At 58.6% G+C, this 22,338-nt stretch carries 21 protein-coding genes; 10 read left to right on the top strand and 11 right to left on the bottom strand.

Annotated elements, in window-relative coordinates; translation table 11 throughout:
• The first annotated feature begins 21 nt into the window (after positions 1-21).
• The 3 genes from rplQ to bfr all read left to right on the top strand — a co-directional run bounded on the left by rplQ (position 22) and on the right by bfr (position 2,717).
• On the top strand, positions 22-408 hold the full coding sequence (gene rplQ / locus ABV589_RS11570) for a 50S ribosomal protein L17 (protein WP_003176402.1): 387 nt from the start codon (positions 22-24) through the stop codon (positions 406-408).
• Positions 409-647: 239 nt separating this feature from the next.
• Entirely contained in the window at positions 648-2,102 is a 1,455-nt protein-coding gene (locus tag ABV589_RS11565; protein ID WP_367085912.1) for a catalase, read from the top strand.
• Between the two features lie 150 nt (positions 2,103-2,252).
• Positions 2,253-2,717, top strand: a complete 465-nt coding sequence (gene bfr, locus ABV589_RS11560; RefSeq protein WP_003228714.1) for a bacterioferritin — start codon at positions 2,253-2,255, stop codon at positions 2,715-2,717.
• Between the two features lie 63 nt (positions 2,718-2,780).
• On the opposite strand, the gene uvrA is transcribed toward bfr, so the two are convergent.
• On the bottom strand, positions 2,781-5,615 hold the full coding sequence (gene uvrA / locus ABV589_RS11555) for an excinuclease ABC subunit UvrA (protein WP_367085911.1): 2,835 nt from the start codon (positions 5,613-5,615) through the stop codon (positions 2,781-2,783).
• A 190-nt stretch (positions 5,616-5,805) separates the two neighbouring features.
• Here uvrA and ABV589_RS11550 point away from each other — a divergent pair, with 190 nt between their 5' ends.
• Together ABV589_RS11550 and ABV589_RS11545 are read left to right on the top strand one after the other, a co-directional pair.
• Positions 5,806-7,203, top strand: coding sequence for an MFS transporter (locus ABV589_RS11550; protein ID WP_003228711.1), 1,398 nt, complete (start codon positions 5,806-5,808; stop codon positions 7,201-7,203).
• A 9-nt stretch (positions 7,204-7,212) separates the two neighbouring features.
• Entirely contained in the window at positions 7,213-7,731 is a 519-nt protein-coding gene (locus ABV589_RS11545; RefSeq protein WP_007966163.1) for a single-stranded DNA-binding protein, read from the top strand.
• Positions 7,732-7,912: 181 nt separating this feature from the next.
• On the opposite strand, the gene ABV589_RS11540 is transcribed toward ABV589_RS11545, so the two are convergent.
• From ABV589_RS11540 to ABV589_RS11515, 6 genes are all read right to left on the bottom strand, one after another.
• Complete coding sequence (locus tag ABV589_RS11540) at positions 7,913-9,070, bottom strand: glutathionylspermidine synthase family protein (RefSeq protein ID WP_367086192.1); 1,158 nt, start codon at positions 9,068-9,070, stop codon at positions 7,913-7,915.
• 2 nt (positions 9,071-9,072) lie between these two features.
• On the bottom strand, positions 9,073-9,756 hold the full coding sequence (locus ABV589_RS11535; RefSeq protein ID WP_367085909.1) for a DUF1190 domain-containing protein: 684 nt from the start codon (positions 9,754-9,756) through the stop codon (positions 9,073-9,075).
• A 17-nt stretch (positions 9,757-9,773) separates the two neighbouring features.
• A complete protein-coding gene (locus tag ABV589_RS11530) occupies positions 9,774-10,199 on the bottom strand; it encodes a DUF350 domain-containing protein (protein WP_367085908.1) in 426 nt (141 codons plus the stop codon).
• Between the two features lie 15 nt (positions 10,200-10,214).
• Positions 10,215-10,862 carry a DUF2491 family protein gene (locus tag ABV589_RS11525; RefSeq protein WP_367085907.1) on the bottom strand — a complete coding sequence of 216 codons (648 nt, stop codon included), beginning with the start codon at positions 10,860-10,862 and terminating at the stop codon, positions 10,215-10,217.
• Between the two features lie 198 nt (positions 10,863-11,060).
• The gene (locus tag ABV589_RS11520; RefSeq protein WP_007966153.1) at positions 11,061-11,759 is read right to left on the bottom strand and encodes a PspA/IM30 family protein; all 699 of its coding nucleotides are present in this window, start codon (positions 11,757-11,759) and stop codon (positions 11,061-11,063) included.
• A gap of 17 nt (positions 11,760-11,776) precedes the next feature.
• Entirely contained in the window at positions 11,777-12,358 is a 582-nt protein-coding gene (locus ABV589_RS11515; protein WP_367085905.1) for a YjfI family protein, read from the bottom strand.
• A gap of 656 nt (positions 12,359-13,014) precedes the next feature.
• Between ABV589_RS11515 and ABV589_RS11510 the strand changes: the two genes are divergently transcribed.
• From ABV589_RS11510 to ABV589_RS11490, 5 genes are all read left to right on the top strand, one after another.
• Complete coding sequence (locus ABV589_RS11510; protein ID WP_367085904.1) at positions 13,015-14,145, top strand: ThiF family adenylyltransferase; 1,131 nt, start codon at positions 13,015-13,017, stop codon at positions 14,143-14,145.
• Positions 14,146-15,339, top strand: a complete 1,194-nt coding sequence (locus ABV589_RS11505) for an MFS transporter (protein ID WP_367085903.1) — start codon at positions 14,146-14,148, stop codon at positions 15,337-15,339.
• 90 nt (positions 15,340-15,429) lie between these two features.
• Positions 15,430-16,164 carry an iron-containing redox enzyme family protein gene (locus ABV589_RS11500; RefSeq protein WP_367085902.1) on the top strand — a complete coding sequence of 245 codons (735 nt, stop codon included), beginning with the start codon at positions 15,430-15,432 and terminating at the stop codon, positions 16,162-16,164.
• Between the two features lie 181 nt (positions 16,165-16,345).
• On the top strand, positions 16,346-17,455 hold the full coding sequence (locus ABV589_RS11495; protein WP_367085901.1) for a DUF3182 family protein: 1,110 nt from the start codon (positions 16,346-16,348) through the stop codon (positions 17,453-17,455).
• Positions 17,445-18,203 (top strand): alpha/beta fold hydrolase, encoded by a 759-nt coding sequence (locus ABV589_RS11490; protein WP_367085900.1) that lies wholly within the window; start codon positions 17,445-17,447, stop codon positions 18,201-18,203. Before ABV589_RS11495 ends, ABV589_RS11490 begins: the two co-directional genes overlap by 11 nt.
• Before the next feature lie 153 nt (positions 18,204-18,356).
• On the opposite strand, the gene ABV589_RS11485 is transcribed toward ABV589_RS11490, so the two are convergent.
• The 4 genes from ABV589_RS11485 to ABV589_RS11470 are packed head-to-tail and all read right to left on the bottom strand — an operon-like array spanning position 18,357 to position 22,319.
• Positions 18,357-19,331 carry a lysylphosphatidylglycerol synthase domain-containing protein gene (locus ABV589_RS11485; RefSeq protein WP_367085899.1) on the bottom strand — a complete coding sequence of 325 codons (975 nt, stop codon included), beginning with the start codon at positions 19,329-19,331 and terminating at the stop codon, positions 18,357-18,359.
• Positions 19,328-20,602, bottom strand: a complete 1,275-nt coding sequence (gene clsB / locus ABV589_RS11480) for a cardiolipin synthase ClsB (protein WP_367085897.1) — start codon at positions 20,600-20,602, stop codon at positions 19,328-19,330. Before clsB ends, ABV589_RS11485 begins: the two co-directional genes overlap by 4 nt.
• Positions 20,599-21,396 carry an endonuclease/exonuclease/phosphatase family protein gene (locus tag ABV589_RS11475; protein ID WP_367085896.1) on the bottom strand — a complete coding sequence of 266 codons (798 nt, stop codon included), beginning with the start codon at positions 21,394-21,396 and terminating at the stop codon, positions 20,599-20,601. The genes clsB and ABV589_RS11475 overlap by 4 nt, the downstream gene beginning before the upstream one ends.
• On the bottom strand, positions 21,393-22,319 hold the full coding sequence (locus tag ABV589_RS11470; RefSeq protein WP_367085895.1) for a DUF72 domain-containing protein: 927 nt from the start codon (positions 22,317-22,319) through the stop codon (positions 21,393-21,395). Before ABV589_RS11470 ends, ABV589_RS11475 begins: the two co-directional genes overlap by 4 nt.
• Between the last annotated feature and the right edge of the window lie 19 nt (positions 22,320-22,338).

Raw genomic sequence — 22,338 nt, 5'->3', positions numbered from 1 at the left:
GTGTTTGGTAAGGAATGAACCATGCGTCATCGTAAAAGTGGGCGTCACCTGAGCCGCACCAGCTCGCACCGCAAGGCCATGTTCCAGAACATGGCGGTGTCGTTGTTCGAGCACGAGCTGATCAAGACTACTCTGCCAAAAGCCAAAGAACTGCGCCGCGTTGCCGAGCCGCTGATCACTCTGGCCAAGACAGACAGCCTGGCTAACCGCCGTCTGGCTTTCGACCGTACTCGTTCGAAAGCTATCGTTGGTAAGCTCTTCAACGACCTGGGCAAGCGTTACGCTACCCGTGAGGGTGGCTACCTGCGCATCCTCAAGTGCGGTTTCCGCGCTGGCGACAACGCGCCTATGGCGTACGTCGAGTTGGTTGATCGTGCTACTGCTGGCGAAGCTGTATCCGCCGAGTAAGACGTCAGTCTGAAACAAAAAACCGGGCCTAGTGCCCGGTTTTTTGTGCCTGCAAAAAATGCGCTGTTCATACAAGCTTCTGACATTGTTCTGTTGGCACTATGTGCTGGGACGCATAATTAGTAATTATCTATCGGTGACTACAAGTTAATGAATTTGTAGGTGTCACATTGATGATCAATACTTCCCAGCAAGCCGATTAGCCGGCAGTTTCAAGACTGACAGAGGAAGAAGACCGCATGAGCCAGATCAAAACGCTTACGACCGCCAGTGGCGCACCTGTCGCTGATAACCAGAATTCTCGCTCCGCCGGCCCACGTGGCCCGCTGCTGCTCGACGATTTTCATCTGATCGAGAAGCTTGCCCATTTCAACCGTGAAAACATTCCTGAGCGCCGCGTGCACGCGAAAGGCTCGGATGCTTACGGTACGTTCACCGTGACTCGTGATATCACCGAGTACACCAGCGCCAAACTGTTTGAATCCGTGGGCAAGCAAACCCCAACGTTCCTGCGCTTCTCCACTGTAGGCGGCGAACGTGGCTCGGCCGACACCGAACGTGATCCACGTGGTTTCGCCCTCAAGTTCTACACCGAAGAAGGCAACTGGGACATCGTTGGCAACAACACCCCTGTGTTCTTCATTCGTGATCCGCTGAAGTTTCCCGACTTTATCCACACCCAGAAACGCCTGCCGCAGAGCAACCTGAAAAGCGCGCAAATGATGTGGGACTTCTGGTCGCATTCGCCTGAAGCGCTGCACCAGGTAACTATCCTGTTTTCGGATCGCGGCATCCCTGACGGCTACCGTCACATGCACGGCTTCGGTAGCCACACTTACAGCCTGATCAACGCACAGGGCGAACGTCACTGGGTGAAATGGCACTACAAGACCCAGCAAGGGATCAAGAACCTGGCACCGGCCGACGCTGCACGTCTGGCGGGTACAGATCCGGATTACGCTCAGCGTGACCTGTTCGAAGCCATCGAGCGTGGTGATTTCCCGAAATGGCGCGTATGCATTCAGATCATGACCGAGGCTCAGGCAGCAGCGCACTACGAAAACCCGTTCGACGTGACCAAGACCTGGTCGCAAAAGGAGTTCCCGCTGATCGAAGTCGGTGAACTGGAGCTGAACCGCAACCCGCTGAACTATTTTGCTGAGGTTGAGCAAGCGGCATTCGGTCCGAGCAACATGGTGCCGGGTGTAGGTCTGTCGCCGGATCGCATGCTACAAGGTCGTGTCTTTGCCTATGCGGATGCGCATCGCTACCGTGTTGGTACCAACCACCAGCAATTGCCGGTGAATGCTCCACGCAGCCTGGTGAACACTTACCAGCGCGATGGTTCGATGGCCTTCGGCAGCAACGGTGGCGCAGCGCCAAACTACGAGCCGAACAGCTACATCGAATCGCCGAAGCAAGCGCCGCACTACACCGAGCCTGCACTGGCATTGAGCGGTGCTGCTGACCGTTACGATCATCGCGAAGACACCGATTACTACAGCCACGCCGGTGCGCTGTTCCGTCTGATGAGCGACGAGCAGAAAGCCTTGCTGGTCAGCAATATCGCCGGCGCCATGAGCGGTGTTTCACCTGATGTGGTTGATCGTCAGTTGCAGCATTTCTACAAAGCCGACCCGGCGTATGGAGAAGCAATCGCAAAGCTGCTCAACGTACAGCTTAACGAAGTCTAAACGAGAAGCAGAACCGCCCTCATTAGGGCGGTTTTTGCGTTATTTAGGCCGCTTTTCTCAGAATATCTTCGCTTTTATTGCGCGAAACGGGGTGACCTTCCGGTCAGCTTGGTTCAAACTACAGACTTTCAGGCAGGGAGATGTAGGGCGATGCAAGGCCACCCAGACGTTATCGATTACCTCAACACGTTGCTGACCGGCGAACTGGCCGCGCGTGACCAATATTTTGTGCACTCGCGGATGTATGAGGACTGGGGTTTCACCAAGCTCTACGAACGAATCAACCATGAGATGGAAGAAGAGGCTGGTCACGCCGACGCTCTGATGCGCCGGATCCTGATGCTCGAAGGCACGCCGCGCATGCGTCCGGACGATCTGGATGTCGGCACCACCGTGCCGGAGATGCTCGAAGCCGATCTGCGTCTTGAGTACAAAGTCCGCGCCGCACTGTGCAAAGGCATTGAGTTGTGCGAGCAGCACAAGGATTACGTCAGTCGCGAAATCCTGCGTGTTCAGCTCAACGACACCGAGGAAGATCACACCTACTGGCTGGAAAAGCAGTTGGGCCTGATCAAGCTCATCGGTCTCGAGAATTACCTGCAGTCTCACACCTGATTGCCAGATACAAAAAAGCCCCTGTCACGGTTGAAGTGACAGGGGCTTTTTCATGCCTGGGGATCAGGCCCGATCGCGAATCAGCAACGGCTTGAGGTAGTGACCGGTGTGAGACTGTTTCATCTCGGCCACTTCCTCCGGGGTTCCAGTGGCGATGATCTGCCCACCCTTGGAGCCGCCCTCCGGCCCCAGATCCACCAGCCAGTCGGCAGTCTTGATCACGTCCAGATTGTGCTCGATCACCACCACGGTATTGCCGTGGTCGCGCAGGCGATGCAGCACGTCGAGCAGTTGCTGGATATCCGCGAAGTGCAGGCCGGTGGTCGGCTCATCCAGGATATACAGAGTTTTGCCGGTGTCGCGCTTGGACAGCTCGCGTGACAGCTTGACCCGCTGCGCTTCACCACCGGACAGCGTGGTTGCCGACTGCCCGAGCTTGATGTACGACAGGCCCACATCCATCAACGTCTGCAGCTTGCGCGCCAGCGCCGGTACCGCGTCGAAGAACTCCCGGGCTTCCTCGATGGTCATCTCGAGGGTTTCGTGGATGCTCTTGCCCTTGTATTTGATCTCAAGGGTTTCGCGGTTGTAGCGCTTGCTCTTGCACACATCGCACGGCACGTAAATGTCCGGCAGGAAGTGCATTTCCACTTTGATCAGGCCGTCGCCCTGACACGCCTCACAGCGCCCGCCCTTGACGTTGAACGAGAAGCGCCCCGGGCCGTAACCACGGGAGCGCGACTCAGGCACACCGGCAAACAGTTCGCGGATCGGTGTGAACAGCCCGGTGTAGGTCGCCGGGTTGGAACGCGGCGTACGGCCGATCGGGCTCTGGTCGATGTCGACGACCTTGTCGAGATGTTCCAGCCCCTTGATGCTGTCGTGCGCCGCTGCTTCCAGCGTGGTCGCACCATTGAGTGCAGTAGCGCTCAATGGGAACAGCGTGTTGTTGATCAGCGTCGACTTGCCGGAGCCGGAAACGCCGGTCACGCAGGTCAGCAAGCCGATCGGAATTTCCAGATCGACGTTGCGCAGGTTGTTGCCGCGCGCGCCCTTGAGCGACAGCGTCAGCTTCTTGTTGCGCGGCGTGCGTTTGGCCGGCACTTCGATCTTCACCCGGCCCGACAGGTATTTGCCGGTCAGGGAGTCCGGGTGTGCCATGACTTCGTCCGGCGTACCTTCAGCGACGATCTGCCCGCCGTGCACCCCGGCGCCAGGCCCGATATCCACCACATAGTCGGCCAGACGAATAGCGTCTTCGTCGTGCTCGACCACGATCACCGTGTTGCCGATGTCGCGCAGGTGCTTGAGGGTGCCGAGCAACCGGTCGTTATCGCGCTGATGCAGGCCAATGGACGGCTCGTCGAGGATGTACAGCACCCCGACCAGACCTGCGCCGATCTGGCTGGCCAGACGAATGCGCTGCGCTTCGCCACCGGACAGGGTGTCGGCGCTGCGATCCAGAGACAGGTAATCGAGACCGACGTTGACCAGAAACTGCAGACGCTCGCGGATCTCCTTGAGGATCTTGTCAGCGATCTCGCCGCGACGTCCGGTCATCTTCAGCTCGCCGAAGTATTCACAGGCATCACCGATCGGCAGGTTGGTCACCGCCGGCAGGGTTTTCTCACCCACCCACACGTGCCGCGCTTCACGCCGCAGACGAGTGCCGCGGCAATCCGGACAGGCCTGGGTACTGAGGAACTTGGCCAATTCTTCGCGCACGCTGGCCGATTCGGTTTCGCGGTAGCGGCGCTCAAGGTTCGGCACGATACCTTCGAAGGGATGCGAACGTTTGACGATATCTCCGCGATCGTTGAGGTACTTGAAGTCGACATTCTGTGAGCCGCTGCCGTGCAGGATTTGCTTCTGCTGTTCGGCGGTCAGTTCGTTGAACGGCTTCTCAAGGCTGAACTTGTAGTGCGAGGCCAGTGAGCCGAGCATCTGGAAGTAATAGACGTTACGCCGGTCCCAGCCACGAATCGCGCCCTCGGCCAGGGTCAGTTCACCATTGACCAGGCGCTTGATGTCGAAGAACTGCTTCACGCCCAGGCCATCGCAGGTCGGGCAGGCGCCGGCCGGGTTGTTGAAGGAGAACAGCTTCGGCTCAAGTTCGCTGATCGCGTGGCCGCAGATCGGGCAGGCGAAGCGCGCGGAGAAGATCATCTCTTCACCCGGCTCGTCGTCCATCGGCGCCACCAGGGCAATGCCGTCCGCCAGTTTCAGTGCGGTTTCGAACGATTCGGCCAGACGCTGCTGCAGGTCGGCACGGACCTTGAAACGGTCGACGATCACATCGATCGAATGCTTCTTCTGTTTATCCAGTTTCGGCAGTTCATCGAGTTCGCAGATGCGGCCGTTGACCCGCGCACGGACGAAGCCTTGGGCGCGCAGTTCTTCGAACACCGACAGGTGCTCGCCCTTGCGCTCGCGGATCACCGGCGCCAGCAACATCAGCTTGCTGCCTTCCGGTTGCGCCAACACCAGGTCAACCATCTGGCTGACGGTCTGCGCTTCCAGCGGAATATCGTGATCCGGGCAGCGCGGCGTACCGACGCGCGCATACAGCAGACGCAGGTAATCGTAGATTTCGGTGATGGTGCCGACCGTGGAACGCGGGTTGTGCGAGGTCGACTTCTGTTCGATGGAAATCGCCGGCGACAAACCTTCAATGGTGTCGACGTCGGGCTTTTCCATCATCGACAGAAACTGTCGGGCGTAGGCCGACAGGGATTCGACATAGCGGCGCTGACCTTCGGCGTACAGCGTGTCGAAGGCCAGGGACGACTTGCCGGATCCGGACAGGCCGGTGATGACGATCAGTTTGTCCCGTGGCAGGGTCAGGTCGATGTTCTTCAGGTTGTGGGTACGGGCCCCACGTATCAGGATCTTGTCCAAAGTGGCCTCGCTCGGCGGGCGTCGAAAACATAGGAGTATACGGGCAAATACTGGATGGATGCACACTATCAAACGAAGGGTTTTTGCCTTGCATGAAGAGAGTTTCATCTATACGCGTCATAGCGTCGCGATATACCCCGTCTTTCGATGGGACTGGTAGAATCGCCGCCGGTTCACACGAGGTTTTTCCATGCACGATCCCCACAGCGAACGCATGAGTGGCAGCGAGACCCGCGCAGCGAGCGGTCTGGCCCTGGTGTTCGCCTTCCGTATGCTTGGCATGTTCATGGTGTTGCCGGTGCTGGCGACCTACGGCATGGACCTGGCGGGAGCGACCCCGGCCCTGATCGGGCTGGCGATTGGCGCTTACGGCCTGACCCAGGCGATTTTCCAGATTCCGTTCGGGATCATTTCCGACCGTATCGGCCGGCGTCCGGTGATTTTCCTCGGGCTGGTGGTCTTCGCCCTCGGCAGTGTGCTGGCGGCTCAGGCCGATTCGATCTGGGGCGTGATCGCCGGACGCATCCTGCAAGGCGCCGGGGCAATTTCCGCGGCGGTGATGGCGTTGCTTTCCGACCTGACTCGCGAACAGCACCGCACCAAAGCCATGGCCATGATCGGCATGACCATCGGTCTGTCGTTCGCCGTGGCCATGGTGGTCGGGCCGTTGCTGACTCGTGCGTTCGGCCTGTCCGGGCTGTTCCTCGCCACGGGCGGCATGGCCCTGTTCGGGATCGTCATCGTGATGTTCATGGTGCCGAAATCCACCGGGCCGTTGAGTCATCGTGAATCCGGCGTGGCGCGTCAGGCCTTGATGCCGACGCTCAAACATCCCGATCTGCTGCGCCTGGACCTGGGCATTTTCGTGCTGCACGCGATGCTGATGTCGAGCTTCGTCGCACTGCCGCTGGCGCTGGTGGAAAAAGCCGGTTTGCCCAAGGAGCAGCACTGGTGGGTTTACCTGACCGCGCTGCTGATTTCTTTCTTCGCCATGATCCCGTTCATCATCTACGGCGAGAAGAAACGCAAAATGAAACGAATTTTGCTCGGCGCCGTCCTGACGCTGATGCTCACTGAGCTATTCTTCTGGCAGTTCGGTGACAGCTTGCGGGCTCTGGTGATCGGTACGGTGGTGTTCTTCACCGCGTTCAATCTGCTGGAAGCTTCGTTGCCGTCGCTGATCAGCAAGGTTTCACCGGCAGGCGGGAAGGGCACGGCGATGGGCGTGTACTCCACCAGTCAGTTCCTCGGTTCGGCACTCGGCGGGATACTCGGCGGCTGGCTGTTTCAGCATGGCGGTCTGTCGGTTGTGTTCCTTGGATGTGCGGGTCTGGCTGCCATCTGGCTGGCCTTTGCTGTTACCATGCGCGAACCTCCCTACGTGACGAGTCTGCGCTTGCCGTTGTCGCCCGAGGCGATCCGCGAAGCGGGTCTGGTCGAGCGCCTCAAGGCCCTCGTAGGGGTAACAGATGCAGTGATAGTTGCTGATGAAGCGGCTGTTTACATCAAACTGGACAAAGAATTAGTGGATCGCGACACCCTCGAACGCCTGGTGAACAACCCGGCCGAGGCTGCTTGCGAAGCCTAGGAGAACGTTATGGCCCGTGGGGTTAACAAAGTCATATTGGTCGGCACTTGCGGCCAGGATCCCGAAGTTCGCTACCTGCCTAACGGTAACGCCGTGACCAACCTGAGTCTGGCAACCAGCGAACAGTGGACCGACAAGCAAACCGGTCAGAAGGTCGAGAAGACCGAATGGCACCGTGTTTCGATGTTCGGCAAGGTTGCGGAAATCGCCGGCGAATACCTGCGTAAAGGTTCGCAGGTATACATCGAAGGCAAGCTGCAGACCCGCGAGTGGGAAAAAGACGGTATCAAGCGTTACACCACCGAAATCGTGGTCGACATGCAAGGCACCATGCAGTTGCTCGGCGGCCGTCCACAACAAGGCGACCAGCAAGGCGGTGGCAACAACTACCAGCAGCAGGCGCCACGTCAACAGGCTCCGCGTCCGCAGCAGTCGGCTCCGCAACAGCGTCCAGCCCCGGCTCCACAGCAGGCTGCACCGCAACCGGCTCCGGATTTCGACAGCTTCGATGACGATATCCCGTTCTGATTCATTGCTGCATCCGCGCCACAAAAAAGGCCCGTCGTTCAACACGACGGGCCTTTTTTGTGGCGCGCAATTTTACGGTCATCACCTGTAGGAGCTGCCGAAGGCTGCGATCTTTTGATCTTTTAAATCAAGGTCAAAAGATCGCAGCGTGCCGCAGCTCCTACAAGGAGGAATCTGTGCCTCAGTCGAGGATCAGGTGCGGCAGAAACCGGCTGGAATCTTTGGTGATCAGACTGTTGTCTTCCCGCACACCGATCCCCGCCGCCTGATCACCAATCACCCAAGAGCCGACTAGCGTGTAGCTGTCGTCGAACTTCGGCAATGACGCAAATTCCTGCAGGATGAATGGCGCATCGGTGTAGGGCCCGTCCTCTTTGACGATCAGACCTTCTGCCGTTTGCAGCTCGATATTCGCGCCTTCGCGGGAGAAGTACGGTTTGCGTACCCAGCCCTTGGGCACTGAACTGGCCGGATTCGGATCAAGATGCGCCGCGAGCAGATTCGGATGGCCCTTGTGCAGTTCCCACAGCAGCGGCAGCGCTCCTTTGTTCGACAGGATCGATTTCCACGCCGGCTCAAAGAACTGCGTATCGCTTTCGGCAATCGCTGCACCGAATGGCTCGTGGAAAATGAATTCCCAGGCGTGCAGTTTGAACAGGTGCGGGATCCAGCGATCCTGCAGATCGACAAAGCGACCCTCAGCGGTCAGGCCGATGTCCTCGATGTCGATATGCCTTGATTCGATGCCGACCTTTTCCGCGATCAGGCGCAGGTAGTCGGTGGTGCCCTTGTCTTCGACCGAGTCTTTCATCGAAGCAAAGTAGAACGGCCGCTTGAGCTGCAACTCGGCAAACGCTTGATGCAGCTTGGTGTCGATGCTGTTGAACTGGTCCGCATGGCGCGGCAACATTCCGCGCTCGATACACTGCTCCAGCCAGCCCCACTGAAACGCCGCCGCTTCATAAAGGCTGGTCGGCGTGTCGTAGTTGAGTTCCAGCAACTTGGCGGGGCCGTTACCGCTGTAGGAAAAGTCCATGCGCCCGTACAGATGTGGATGACCTTCCAGCCAGGAAGTACGAATCATGTCGTAGTACGGCGCCGGGATGCTCAGGCGATCCAGCAGCTCTTCGCTGTGCACCACGCGGTCGACCAGGTCCATGCACATCTCGTGCAGTTCGGTGGTCGGATCCTCCAGGTCGTTTTCAATCTGCGCGAGGGTGAACTGGTAGTAGGCGCTTTCGTCCCAGTACGGCTCGTCGTCGATAGTGTGGAACAGAAAGCCGAGGCTTTCGGCCGTCTGTTTCCAGTCGGGGCGCTCGGCGCAGTGGATCTTCTTCATGGTCAGCTGCTCGAACGACCAGAGCTGCTGCCCCATCCGCCCCAACCGCTACGGGCGGATGACTGGCTGCCAAAGCCACCCCGGGAGGTCGACGAAGCGACGTTCACCGGTTTGCTTTTGCTGCTCTCGTAGTCTGGTTGACTGCGTGGCGCCGATTCGATTTTGCGGTACTGCGTCGACGTGTTGTAGGTCTGGCGCGTGTCGCGGTCGCGATAGACCGTGCGGTTGGCGTTGTTGCTCATCGCATTGCCGATCAGCCAGCCCGAGAGCCAACCGTTGCCGCTACCGGAAGCGTGTGAAGTGCTTTGTACGTTTTGCGCGGCCGTCGCTTCACCGGCAGGCAACTGCGCATTGGCAATCGCATCCAGATCCTGCGGTGCCTCGCCATTCTGCGGCACTTTGAAGCCGCCGAGTTTCGGCACGAAACGGCCGTCGGAATTTTTCTGACACCAGTCGGCGGCGAAGTCGGCGTCGCACTTGGCCTTGTCGTCGTAAGCCGGCGCAATGCGTCGGTGTTCAGTGAGTGCCGCGACGTAGGCGTTCGAGCAAACGTCGGCCGCGACCGAGGCATCGATGCACTGTTCGACCGTTTGAAAGCGTTGCGGATCCAGCGCTGCCGCTTCGCCGGAAATGGCCATGGCCACCGAGGCGGCGAGAGACAGTTGGACGTACTTGCTGCGTTTCATCGAAGGCTTCCTGCCGATCAGTTGGACGGGGTCATGCACGCGGCGTTGAGCATGCCGACGCTGATGGCCACTGCGGCCACATAGATACCCGAAGCGATTTCACCGTTGGCGATACGCTGCGACGTGCCCTTGAGCACCATCCCCGTGGCGAGGAAGGCCAGCAGTTGCACCACGGCTGCAATCACCGCCCACAACACGAAATCGAGAACGTTGACCGAAAACGCGATCACATTGCTGGCCGGAATCGCAAAGCCAATGATCGCGCCAGCCAAAGCAATGGCGGCGGCAATGTTGCCGGAGCGGATCAATTCGAACTCTTTGTGCGGCGTGATGCGGGTGTAGACGAACTGGAACAGCATGAACAGCAGCACGGCGCCGATCAGGTAGGCGACGAAACCGACCAGCGCGGTCTTGTTCAGGGAAACGGCCAGCACTTCCAGCATGGAAAACTTCCTTTTTTAAATGGTGCTCAAATCAGTCGTGTACAGCGAAATACCCATCGAAGTGCTCAGGCTGACGGTACCTTCCTCGTCCTGTTCGACGGAGAACAGCAGCAGTTCGCGGCGATCGGTCAGGCCGGTCTCGCGCGCGTAAAGCATCGAGTGGTGTTCGATGGTGTAGCTCTCGTCCGGGTTGACCACGTGTTCGGTCAGCGGCACCAGTTCGGTCTGGCCCTGCTCGGTACCCCATTCACGGCTGTACTGGATGCCGTCATGGGTGTAGGTCGGCAGGCCGATCGGGCTTGCCGGGCCGGCCAGGCGCTGCAGTTCGGCGTCACTGTTGACGGTCACGTAACTGAGGTAGTTGAACAGGGTGACCGACTCGATCTGATCGTCACCGGTGACGTGGATCTGCAGCCAGAAGTCCTCATTATTGAGGTAGTAGCGATGCAGCTTGTTGGATTGGCCGAGATCGATCCAGCCGGCGCTCCAGATGGCCTCTGCAGCCGGAACCTGTACCGAGGTGCTGCCGTCGAGCAGCAGCGCCAGAGTCGAATCGAAACGCACGCCTTTGCCTTGTGCCATTCCGAGTGGGCCGCCGGCCACTGGAGCGGGCGCGGCAGTCTGCCAGTTGCTGGTGCCCAGCAAGTCTTTGAACCATCCCATGGGTACATTCCTTGAGGCGGGTGGAGGTGTTCGTCGTAAAAAGCGCCGCTAGTGTACCGGGCCGGGCGACGAACGAGCAGGCAAAATGCAAATGTTGTGGGTGCGAAAAACTGTAGGAGCTGCCGCAGGCTGCGATCTTTTGATCTGGGTTCAAGATCAAAAGATCGCAGCCTGCGGCAGCTCCTACAGGGGGCGGTTTTACTGAGCTGATTTTTGCTTCAGGCGCTCAAGGATCGCATTGGCGCTGCCTTCGTTCGGCGTGATGCCGGCGTCGCGCAGTTTGCGTTCCAGATCGTTTCCGGTCGAAGCGTCAGCCAGCTCATCGGCAGCGCTCAGCTCGGCAGCGCGTTGCTGCTGCTTGGCCTGCAGACGGTTCAGGGTGCCGACGGCGGTTTCCAGCTTGCCGTTGGCGCCGCCGCTGGCGATGGATGCGCTGACTTGTGCTTTCTGCACGCTTTCACGGGCCTTGGCCATGTCCACCTGTTGGCGCAGGCTCTTGATCCGCGACTCGGCCTTGCTGATGTCCTTGCGCATGTTTTCGGCGTAGGTGCCGAACTCGTCGCTCTGGGCTTTCTCGGCGGTCAGGTCGTTGGTCAGGGTCGAAATCGCTTCGGCTACTTCCATGGCCAGGTCTTCGCGGCCAGCGTTCAGCGCGGAAACCGCCTTGGCTTCCAGATCCTTGATCTTGGCGTCGTACTCGCTCACGCGGTCAGCGGCCAGTTTGTGCTTGGCCATGATGGTGACCAGCTCGCGGCGGGCGTTGGACAGCGCGGTGTCGGCGTCGCGGATTTCCTGGTCGAGGATGCGCAGGGCCTGTTGGTCGACGATCGCTTCGCCGACTTCATTGGCGCCGCCGCGCAGAGCGGTGAACAACTTGCTCCAGATGGACTGAGTCATTGGATATTCCCTGTTGATTACTTGAAGAAGTGTTCGAAGGCTTCGCTCGCGCGCTGCACGTTGTCGACCAGGGTTTTCACCTCGGTGACGACGTTGGTCAGGCTCGAGTCGGCGCTGAGGGCGCCAAACATGTTGTAAACGGTCTGGCCGTTGGGCATCGACTCTATACCGATCGACGACAGCGGGAACATTTCCCGGCTGCGCAGCACGGCGTCGTTGAAGGCGCGCACGTCAGTGATCGAATCGATATCCACCAGCACGGTGTCGACGATGATCTGTGCACCGGCCAGGGCAATGTGAATCGGCAGACCGCCGAATTCGTTCATTTCCAGCTTGATGCTGGGTTCGGAGCTCTGGATCAGCGACAGCGTGATCTGCTGCGAAGCCACCTCGTCCAGTGCCTTGAGGGCGTTGAAGAGGCTATCGATGTTCCAGTTGTTGCCTGCGCTCATGTAATTCTCCGACATGAATGAGCCAGCCAGAATCGGTTGGCGTAGCTGTTGCTCCATTTGCTTGAGCAAGCTTCGGTTTTCCGGAAGCACCCAAGTTTCGTGTTTCACATAACCGGCGGCAGCCAGGCCCGCGCGCATCTGCTTCATGTAGAAGCTCGACGGTTTTTTCGCGGACGGTTTCGAGCGCTCTCCCTTTGGGCTCTCTGACGCAACAGTGGGGGAGCGGCTTTTCATGGCAATGACTCCGTTATGAACATCTCACGCGTGAGCCACACTACAACCAATTCAAAATGCCATCAATGGCTCACGCGTGAGATTTTTTCGGCTTGTGGAAATCGCTGATGAGGTGTGGTCGCAAGCATTGTCCCGGGTGGAGAGTGTGTTTCTGATTAATCACTGATGTTTATTGTCTGGCAGGCGAATTTATTTTCAATTCTCCCGCTGTGAATCTTCACTGTTTAAATATTGAAGATAATTCCTACATTGTTTTTGCATGTGTCCGTAAGAAGTAATAGCGATACTTCTTAAAATCGTAGGAAGTGTATTTGGTGTGAGTAATATTAAGAAACAAGCTCGGTTCGCAACCACTGAAAACTTATTCTAGTTTTGGGGTGTGCACACCTTCACCCCGGTGGAAACAGCTTCACCACCGGCCCTTAAACTTTTGAGGAAATCATTATGACTTTCGAAAAAGCATCTTCCGCTGGCGATTCTCAGATCGGCTGATCTGATCAGTAAGAACCGGGGCCTTCGCGGCCCTGGTTCTTTTACTAAATTGTTTTAATAGTGATCGAGGCTCGAATATGAAGCTTTGTCTTAAACCGACGATTATTCCGTTCAAACTTGATGGTCAGGTAGTCCTGCGTTTTAACGGTCAATACGCAAAAATCCCCGATCCCCATGGTGCTGTCTGGGCGTTCGTCAGGGCACTTGATGGCCGTACACCCTACGAAGCGTTGATTACCCAGGTGGCAGGCCGTTATCCCGGGGTGGATCAGGACGAAATCCGAAGCGTCGCGCAAGATCTGATCAAATACCGGTTGGTCGAGAGTCCGGATGCTTTTGAAACGACTTCTCTTTCGGATCATGATCGCATCAGATTTTCCCGCAACATCGACTTCTTCGGGTCGATGGCGGCTGTGGGCGAGAACAAGTTCACCCACCAGGAAAAACTGCGCGCGGCCAGGGTCTGTGTACTGGGCTGCGGCGGTCTGGGCACCCATATCCTGTTCGACCTGGTGGCGCTGGGCGTCCACCACTTGACGATCCTCGATTTTGACACGATCGAGTTGAGCAATTTGAACCGGCAGATCCTTTACAAGGAAACCGACGTCGGCATGCCGAAGGTTGCAACGGCCAGGCGCAGGTTGCTTGAATTCAACAGTCACCTCGACATTACTGCTCACGAAACCCGCCTCCAGTCGGCGCAAGACGTCGCCGGCATCGTACGCGGTCACGATATTGTGATTTGTGTCGCCGATAAACCCGCGAACTACATGGCCGACTGGCTGAATGAGGCCTGCGTTGAACAGGGCGTACCCTTCATTTCAGGCGGGCTTGATGTACGCCGCTCGGTGTTTTATTCGGTGGTGCCTGGGTCCTCAGGCTGCGGTGCTTGCTGGCTGACGTCGGCGCGTAACAAGAGCAGCCTGGTGAACAGTGTTTCGACCCTGGCCAAACAGCACGACATCACTTATGAGCATCCCGGCCCGGCTCTTGTGACTTTGGTGGCCGTCACCGCTGGGATGATGGTCAGCGAAACGGTCAAGATCATCACCGGCTGCCAACCGCCACAATTGACCAACAAACTCAAGGAATTCACATTCGACGACCTGGACGTCAGCGTTGCTGAAGTCTGGCAGCAGAATCCGGACTGCACGGTGTGTGGACATCTCGCGAACGGGCAACGGTCGCGGCAGGCGGAGACTGTCTAGATGTTCAAACTCCTGGCGTCCTATGCCATCACGTCCATCTGTTCATGGGCCATCGCGTTTCTGATCCCGCTTTATGTTTATGAGCAGACCGGCTCCCCAGTCTGGACGTCGCTGGCTTTTTTCGCCGCGATGGCGCCCTACATACTGGTCACGCCCTTCGCCGGTGTGTGGAGTGATCGCTACAGCAAACGGCGTTTTCTGATCGGTGGTGATCTGATCAACATCGTCACCGGCTGCCTTATATATGCTGCTGTGAGTACGCTGTCCGGGAACAGCTTGAGTATCACCCTGTTATTGCTGAGCTTTCTGCTGGCAAGCGTCGGTGCCACTCACCACCCGGTTTTCCAGAGTATCGCGCCAGCGCTGATTGAAGGCCCCAAACTTCATCGGTTCAATGCGATCGTCAACGCCAGTGACAACATCATTCGCATCGTTGCGCCAATCGGTGTTGCGGCCTTGCTCGCCGTCAGTACCAAGGAGCAGTTGCTGATTGGCAGCATTGTCGGATTTACGCTATCCCTGCCGCTTTGCTTCTTGCTGAAAGAGCTGGGTAAGCCTCCGCCCGCCACGACGCGGGTGTTCACGGAAATCAAAGCCGGATTGCTGTATGTCATCCAGCATCGAGAACTGCGTTCGTTCGTCATGCTGTTCTTTTTCTGCAATTTCGGTTTTGCCTTGATCGGTGCAAGCCTTGTCTATGTCTACACCACGCTACTGGCCGTGCCATTGAGTGATGTCGGCTATTACTACGGGCTCATTGGTGCAGGTGCCGTCGCCGGATCAGCTGTGGGGGCGTTTCTGGTGAAGAGATACCCGGCCGGCATTCTCATCCGTCGAAGCTGCTTGCTGGCTGGGGTGTTCACCCTGATGGGGGCGATGGCCGCCGATCCATGGTCACTTTCGGCACTGTGGGCGCTTTCTACCGCTTGCCAATCCGTGGTGGTCATCGCTTTTTTCACCTATCGCCAGCAGGTGGTTCCGCAAATCATTCTTGGGCGAACGGTCGGAGTTACACGGCTCATTGCCTACCTCGCGATTCCGCCGGCGAGCCTGCTGAGTGGATGGCTGTTACTGCATTTCTCAAGCAGCGCTCTGCTTCTTGCGTCAGGCGGTCTCTGCATCATTTTCGCCTCTCTATGCGCTTATTTTCTGGCCAGGTCTGAGCCCCGCGTCATTTGCAGCGACTCACGATGAATACGGCTCTTGTAGGTTTGCCAGGGTTTTCGGAATAACTGGAAAGTTGCGATCGGCTGGATGGCTGATAATAGTTAAAGGAATTTAAAGTTGGAACAAGACAAAGAGTTGAATGACGGCAATGTGGCAAAGGTTATTGAATTCAGGGCCGGAGGCACATTGTGGGACGAATGGCTGGACACTGATGCGTTAGAAGGATTGGTTAATCATGAGCTGTTGCGAGCAATGCAAAACGGCCATGTTTCCCTGAGGGGGATGCGGTACTTTCTGATTCAGCATCATTACTACTCGCGAAACTTTACCCGTTTTCTGTGCGCAATCCTCAATCGCCTCGAGTCCCTTGGCGACATCAAATTGCTTTTGGAAAACATGCAAGAGGAAATGGGCATAGATGGTGATAACAAGCTCACGCATGCCGAGCTGTTTCAAAGGTCGCTGCGGATCCTGGGCACCCATCCCTTGGCTGAATCGCCTTTACCTCAGACCGTGGATTTTACCCGATGCATCCTGCAGCTTTGCCGCAGTGAAAATCCTGTCGAGGGCCTCGCAGCGCTCTGCCTGGGAGCCGAAGCCATTGTGCCACTGATTTACAAACCGATTCTGCTCGCACTGGAGGGACTGAATGTCAGTGAGGAAGGCCTGGAGTTCTTTCGCTTGCATATCGAAGAGGATGAAGATCACGCGATTACCATGCTGGGAATTCTGCAACGACTGACTCATCAGACTCCTGAGGCCAAGCGGCTTGCGATTCAAATCGGGCGTCAGGCTATCCTCAAACGTTGTGTCATGTTCGATGCCATCTGGAAGGAAGTCAGTCGGCAGTAACCGGCGTTCCGTTTCGTGCAAATTGCCGCGGATTCCCTGGCAGTCGTGCAGATTGAAACAGGCCTGATGCCACCATGCTGGTTCCAAGCGATTGATTCATTCGGCATTCCCGTTGCCAAGCGATTGGCCTGATCTCTGCACTTCTCTCATTACATTCATCAATTGGCTTGAAGGGGGACGCATGACCCCGACGTCGAGCAGGAAAGTGGTCGTCGCCCATTCGGTTCGGGCCGGGGCGCCGCAACATGAAGTGCAGACCAACAAGGCACTTGCCCGCTGGCTGGCGCAGATTCTGGGACTCAACTTCGGCGGAAGTTTTGACCCGCAGAAGCATCGCGGTCGCGATTTGTATTGGCTGCCGACCCAGACCATTGTTGGCCCGGCCAGCGCGCGCAATCTGGGTATCAAAGGCCCGGGCGATTTATGGGGCGGGTACGTCGAACACGATTTCATTTGCACCAAAGCCATCAGCCACGGCTTGCGCAGTCATCTGGCTCACGCGCCACAAGGCTGGGCGCCGCTGTTTTCCGAGCGCGTGCGCGATGTGGTGCTTGATGGCTTGACCGTGTTTGCCTTGGAAGATGCGCGGCCCGCCGCCGAGCATTTGCTGTACAGCGGGCCGATCCGCCTGAAGCCGATTCACGCTTGCGCTGGTCGTGGCCAGGAAGTTATCAACAGCCTCGACAGGTTCGATGAAGTACTGGCCCGTGCAGACGCGAAAACGTTGTTTCGCGATGGCGTGGTGCTCGAACAGGACTTGAGCAAGGTCTTCACCCACAGCGTTGGCCAGTCATTCATCGGCGACAAAGTGCTGAGCTACTGCGGTGATCAATACTTGACCAGAGATGCCCATGGCGAAGACGTCTATGGTGGTTCGAATCTGTTGGTCGTGCAGGGCGGCTACGAAGATCTGCTGGCGCTGGACTTGCCGGACGCCGTGCGACTGGCCATCAAGCAGGCGCAGATTTTCGACCGGGCGGCGGATGAGGCCTATCCGGGTTTCTACGCCTCGCGGCGCAACTACGACATTGCCCAAGGTCTGGACAGCAATGGCAAGCCCCGTAGCGGGGTGCTCGAACAATCCTGGCGCATGGGCGGTGCCAGCAGCGCTGAACTGGCCGCGCTGCAAAGCTTCGTCAATGATCCGCAGATGCCCGCGATCCGCGTGTCGACGGTGGAAACCTACAACGATCAAACCCTGCCGCCCGACGCCATCGAAATCTATCGCGGGCCAGCGGAGAACAGCGACTTTCTTCTCAAATACGTAACGGTCAAATCCTATGACGGCTAGAAGCGAAAGCATTCAGATCGACATTGATGACGAACAGATGAGCGGGACGTTTCTCAGTCCCAAATCGAAAGTCCCGGGCGTATTGTTTGTGCATGGTTGGGGTGGCAGCCAGGAGCGCGACCTCGAGCGTGCCAAGGGCATCGCCGGTCTGGGTTGTGTCTGCCTGACCTTCGACTTGCGCGGTCACACCGGTGGTACCGGCATTCCGCTGACCCGGGTCACGCGCGAGGACAACCTGCGCGACTTGCTCGCCGCCTACGATCGCCTGCTGGCGCATCCGGCGCTCGATACCTCGGCGATTGCGGTGGTTGGCACCAGTTATGGCGGTTACCTGGCTTCGATCCTCACCTCGTTGCGTCCGGTGCGCTGGCTGGCGTTGCGGGTGCCGGCGCTGTATCGCGATGAGCAATGGCACACACCCAAGCGTGATCTGGACAAGGCTGACCTGCGCGACTATCGAGCGACGTTGGTCCGTGCCGACAACAATCGTGCGCTGCACGCCTGTTCGCAATTCACCGGGGATGTGTTGCTGGTGGAATCGGAAACTGATGACTACGTGCCCCACGCAACGATCATGAGTTATCGCGCTGCGTGTCAGCAGACGCATTCGCTGACCCACCGGATTATCGACGGCGCTGACCATGCCTTGAGCGAGCCGGTTTCGCAGCAGGCCTACACCTCGATTCTGGTGGACTGGATTACCGAGATGGTGGTCGGTGAGCGCTTGAGCATTATTCAGTCCGGCTGAGCACATCCCCCTGTGGCGAGGGAGCTTGCTCCCGTTGGGCTGCGAAGAGGCCAGGATACCTTTCACCTTCGATTCTGAAGGAGAACGAGGTCGCCGGTATTACGACTGCTGCGCAGCCGAGCGGGAGCAAGCTCCCTCGCCACAAAAACGGGTTCATCCGGGTTTCTTCTCGATCCGCAACGCTTTGGCCTTGGCCTCCACCAACAGATACATCACCACCGTAATCAACAACGGCAGCAGAAAATAAATCGCCCGATACGCCAGCAACCCGGCCACCAGACTCCCGCGTGAAGCTTCGTGTTGCAGCAGCGCGACAAACACCGCTTCCAGCACGCCGAGTCCCGCCGGGATATGCGTGATGACCCCGGCAATCGCACTGATCAACAGCACGCCGAGCACCAGCGGGTAATCCAGTTTGCCCGGCAGCAACGTGAAAATCACCGCTGCCATCAGCGACCAGTTCAGCGCACCGAGCAGCAATTGCAGGACGGCCATGCGCAGGGATGGCAGGTTGATTTCCACCCCGCGAATCGACCACTCGCGGCGCTTCGAGAACTGGCACGCGGCGAGGTAACCGGCACTCAACAGCAGCAACAGCACGCCGATGCCTTGCAACGCGGCGCTGCTGATTTTCCAGCCCGGCGGCATGCTCACCAGGCCGCTGCTGAACACCACGCCGGCAATCGTCATGTAGCCGAACCAGTTTGTCGCCAGGCTCAGACCGAGGATCTTGGCGATGTTGCTTTTGCTCACCCCCAGGCGCGAATACAGCCGATAGCGCATGGCGATCCCGCCGACCCAGGCGCTGAGATTGAGGTTGAACGCATAACTGATGATCCCCACCGGCAGGATCTGTTTCCAGGTAAGGTCCTGACGAATGTAGGTGCGGCCGATCAGGTCGAAACTGGCGTAGGTGAGAAAACTCAGCAGGGTCAGGCTGGCGGCAATGATCAGCGTGCGCACCTTGAAGTCGGCCAGGGTTTGCAGGACTTCCGCCCATTCGATACGGGTGGCGAACATCGTCAGCAACACGATCAGCGCGAGGAAGAACAGCAGGGTCAGCGGGCGTTTCCAGCGACTCCATCGAGAGTGCGCGGCGGGCGCCGATTGCGCATGGGAATGGCTCATGACGTGCGCCCCCGAAACGGCTTGAGCCGCGGTTTGTGCGCCGGCAACCAACCGGCCATCGACGGGAAATGCCGCAGGAAGTGAAACACCAGAAACCCTACGGTCATGTGCCAGATCCGTCCTCGCGGGGACATGCTGGCGTCCATCGCCTTGCAGTGGTTCTGGCTCAGGTCTTCGAGGCGCTGGTACAAGTGCTGATTGAACGCACGGTCACGGATCAACACGTTGGCTTCCAGGTTCAGCGACAGGCTCAGCGGGTCGAGATTGCTCGAGCCAACGGTGCTCCATTCATCATCCACCAGGGCGACTTTGCCGTGCAGCGGGCGCTGGCAATATTCGTGGATCTGCACCCCGGCCTTGAGCAGGTAGTCGTAGGTCATGCGCGCCGCGAGTTTGGCCACCAGCATGTCTGGCTGACCTTGCAGGATCAGTCGCACCTCGACGCCACGGCGCGCGGCGTTGCGAATCTCGCGCAGCAGGCGGTAGCCGGGGAAGAAATAGGCGTTGGCGATCACCACCCGGCGTTTGGCCTGGCGCAATGCGTGCAAATACACATCTTCGATGTCGGTGTGATGCTGATCGTTGTCGCGAAACACCAGACGCACCTGACCGTCGTGCTCATTGAACGCCATGTCCGCCCGGCGCTGGCGGCGACGTTGCCACCAGAACCGCGCACGTCCCGGCCGACCACTTTGCAGCAGGGCGAAGTGATGGATGTCGGCGACCGCCGGCCCCTGAATCTGCACCGCATAATCCTGTTTCGCCTCGGGGCCGAAATCGGCCAGGTGATCGCCGGAGAAGTTGATCCCGCCAATGAACGCGATCAGTCCGTCGACCACCACGATCTTGCGGTGCAGGCGGCGGAACCAGTTGGTGCGAATGCCCAGGTGCTTGGGCGCCGGGTCAAACATCTGCAGATGCACGCCCGCTTCGCTCAGTGCCGCGAGATAACCGGTGGTCAACTCGCCGCAACCAAAACCGTCGAGGCTGACGGTGGTGCGCACGCCACGCCGGGCGGCGTCGATCAGGATCTGTTGCAACTCGGCGCCAACCTTGTCTTCGAAAACGATGAAGGTTTCCAGCAGAATTTCACTCTTCGCCGCACGCATGGCGTCGAACACCCGGGGGAAATATTCCTCGCCGTTTTCCAGCAACTCGATGCGGTTGTTGCCCTGCCAGTTGTACTCGACATCGACATGTCCGGGCTCGCGCACCGGCGGGTTGATGCTGATCGGTTCCACGGCGGATTTCTCCAGCGGTGCGCTGCTCATAATTCGATCTCCACCGATAACGGGGCGTGGTCGGAAAGGTGTGACCAAGGCCGGTTCGCCAGAACCTTCGGCTGGCTGGCCTTGAGGTTGCGTACATAAATACGATCGAGCCGCAGCGTCGGCAGCCGCGCCGGAAAACTGCGCGCCGGTTTGCCGTGATGCTCGGCGAACACCTCGCGCAAACCGCAGGGTTTGAGCAGCGCATCGGCGCGCTGGCGCCAGTCGTTGAAGTCACCGGCGACAATTACCGGAGCATCTTCCGGCAGTTGCGCCAGACGCTCGCCGAGCAGTTTCAATTGCGCATTGCGATGACTTTCGCGCAGGCCCAGATGCACGCAGATTGCATGCACCTCGACACCATCCCCGGGCAGGCGCAGCACGCAATGCAGCAGGCCACGGTTCTCGTGGCCGCTGATCGACACGTCGAGATTGTCGTGGCGGATGATCTGGAATTTCGACAGCAATGCATTGCCGTGATCGCCCTCCGGGTACACCGCGTTGCGCCCATAGGCGAACTGCGGCCACAGGCTGTCGGCGAGGAACTCGTATTGCGGCATCGTCGGCCAGTTGCTGTAGCGCTTGGGATGATGTTCGTGGGTGCCGTGGACTTCCTGCAGAAACACCACGTCGGCGGCCACGCTGCGCACCGCTTCGCGCAACTCCGGGAGGATGAAGCGCCGATTGAGGGCGGTGAAGCCTTTGTGGGTGTTGACCGTCAGCACGGTGAAACGGCGCACCGACACTTCGATGCTGGTCTGCTCGTCGGTGAACCCGACCGGCTCTGGAATACTCATGCCAGCACCCCTTCGCCAGCAGGTTCGCCGGGGGTGGTGGCGAGCGTTTTATCCAGCTCGAATCGGTGGAGCAAGCTGCGCGCGTCGTAGGGCGCGCGGACTTTGATGTCGTTGTCGAAATAGCAGAACACTTCGCGGGATTTACGCGCCCGCGGCTTGAGGCGCGGCGCGATCAGGTGCGCATCGCCAGGCTGTCGGCCGTGATGCCAGGCGTCGATGCGTTCGGCCCAGTTTTTGAGCGCCGACTCGGTGTAGCCGCTGGCGTACAGCTTTTCGGCGCCGTGCAGACGCAGGTAAACGAAGTCGCTGGTGAGGTCTTCGCGGTACGGCCATTTGCCGGCGGTGTCGGCGATCACCAGGGCGGTGTTGTAGCGTTTCAACAAGCGCACGAAGTCGGGGTCGATGAAGCTGTCGTTGCGCACTTCCACGGCATGGCGCAGCGGTTTTTTGCGCCAGGCTTTGAGGCTGGCGTGGCCGTGCAAGTGTGAGTCGTGCTGGCGGGCGAGGGCGGCTGCGGCCTCGGTGTCGTGGGGCAACAGTGACAGAAAGTGCTCGAAGCGCTCGGGGTCGAATTTGAAGTTCGGCGGAAACTGCCAGAGGATCGGCCCGAGCTTTTCCTTGAGTTCCAGCACCCCGGAGGCGAAGAAGTTCGCCAACGGTTTCTCGATCTCGCGCAAGCGTCGAACGTGGGTGATGAATCGCGGTGCCTTGACGCTGAACACGAAGTCGTCCGGCGTTTCGGCGTACCACTGGGCGTAACGTTCGGGCCGTTGCAGCGCATAGAACGATCCATTGATTTCGATGCTGTTGACCGCCCTAGAAGCGAATTGCAATTCGCGCTTCTGGGTCAGTCCTTTCGGGTAGAAATCCCCGCGCCACGGAACGTAGCGCCAGCCGGAAATACCGATGTGAATCGTCGCCATGCCGCCCTCCCGTTGTCAG

The organism is Pseudomonas sp. HOU2 (genome assembly GCF_040729435.1).
Taxonomy (GTDB): domain Bacteria; phylum Pseudomonadota; class Gammaproteobacteria; order Pseudomonadales; family Pseudomonadaceae; genus Aquipseudomonas.
Note: the sequence above shows the minus strand (reverse complement) of the source record. Positions and strands in the feature narration are given on the sequence as shown.